At 52.9% G+C, this 1,814-nt stretch carries 1 protein-coding gene; it reads left to right on the forward strand.

The window, feature by feature from the left end; all coding sequences use genetic code 11:
- On the forward strand, positions 1-1,060 hold a 1,060-nt coding region (locus O9290_RS04455; protein WP_288086753.1), incomplete at its 5' end, for a calcium-binding protein.
- Positions 1,061-1,814: the final 754 nt, after the last annotated feature.

Consider the following 1,814-nt stretch of genomic DNA (forward strand, 5'->3'; position numbering starts at 1 on the left):
CTATACGGCCATCTTCACGGCCGACGATGCTGTGGAAACCACCGACTCGGTGTCCGTGGCAGCGGCCAGCTACAGCGACGTGGCGGGCAACGATGGCGGAGCGGGTACGGACACGGTGACGATTGATACGCTCAATCCGACAGTGGGCATCACCTTCGACAGCTCACCGCTCACCAGCCAGAACTTTAGCACTACGATCACCTTCCAGTTCAGCGAAGCCGTAAGCGGTTTCGCCGCCAGCGATGTGACCCTGACCAACGGGGTGCTGAGCAACTTCACCGGCAGCGGCAGCAGCTACACCGCCACCTTCATCGCCACCAACTTCCAGTCGCCAACGGGAACAGTGGCAGTGTCCAACGACTATTTCGATACCCTTGGCAACCAGGGTGTTGCCAATTCGGCCAACATCGCTATGACCGTGGGCGGCAGTCCTGACCCGAATGATGGTCCGTCTGGAGGCGATAGTGTGATTGGCTCAGGTACAATTGGCGCGGATTCCATCACCGGATCAACCGGTGACGACAACCTTAGCGGCCTCGACGGCAACGACACCATCAATGGCGGCGACGGCAACGACACCATCAACGGCGGCACTGGCGCCGACATTATCAGCGGCGGCACCGGCAACGACAACATCATCGGACTCGGCGGCTTTGATCTGATCTACGGCGGATCCGGCAATGATACCATCAATGGTAGTAATGGTATTGACACCATCGTCGGCGGGTTCGGCAACGATTCCCTGACCGGTGGCGGCGGCGACACCTTCCAGTTTCTGAGCATCTACGACCAGCAGGATGTAATCACCAGCTTCAACGACACCATCGTGTTCGATATAACCGGTGCCAGCGCCTTCACGTCCTTGGGTAGCGTGTCTTTGGGAACCACAAACTACACAGGTGCAATTGCCGGCGGTTACCTCACCTACAGCGGTGGGGTACTCTCCTACGATGCCGATGGTTCCGCGGGATCAACCTTCAGTCCGTTGGCGATCGTCACGTTGACTGGAACTCTCACCCCCACCCTCTCCGACACCAAAGTGCTGTTCCAGAACCTCTAGCTCAAGCAGGCATTCCCCGCCTTATTTCTCCAGCCCCTGCTGGCCATTATTGCGGGGAATGTTCTTAACTTCTTCTGCTCTGCACCTGCTTACCGGCTCTGGTTTTGAGCCAGTCCGTAGCCAGTCCGTAGGTTGGGTTGAGCGAATCAATAGGTTAAAGAAAACCTCTCAATTTTAGGGGAAAGCGAAACCCAACGCCCGATTATGTTACGCTACCGCTAACCCATCCTACAAATAATTGTGCCTCCCTACTTAAGTTTAACTTACATAGGGGTTGCTGAATAAATCTAAAAACCTTGTTGGGTAAGACTTTTCGACTTTTTTCCCCTCAAAAAGTGCCAGCCATTGCGGGGATCGGGGGGAAAATTCAGGTGCTTTTTCCCTGAAAATTAGGTAAGTATCTAAGCACAATTAATTACACATCTAAGCCACTACTCCGTCAGACTTCTGCTGTGATCAGTAAACAGTGAACTGAAAACTCAAATCCGATCCCTAATAGCTGTATCCTGTCTCGGAGTCTCCTGTCTCGGAGTCTCCTGTCTCGGAGTCTCCTGTCTCGACTAGGAAATTAATTTTGCACGACTACTTAAGTGGGTGGGTGGAATTAAATATAAGATGAACGTAGCGACTGTCTTGATTGTCAAGGGGTAACTCAAAAAACAATCAAGGAGTTGCTGTCGAACCTAAAATCTCAAGCCAGAAAAAAGCGCAGCAAAAACTAAGTCGCTCAGGTTAAACCAAAGCAAGCGCAACC

The organism is Microcystis sp. LE19-41.2A, assembly GCF_027530405.1.
GTDB lineage: Bacteria > Cyanobacteriota > Cyanobacteriia > Cyanobacteriales > Microcystaceae > Microcystis > Microcystis aeruginosa.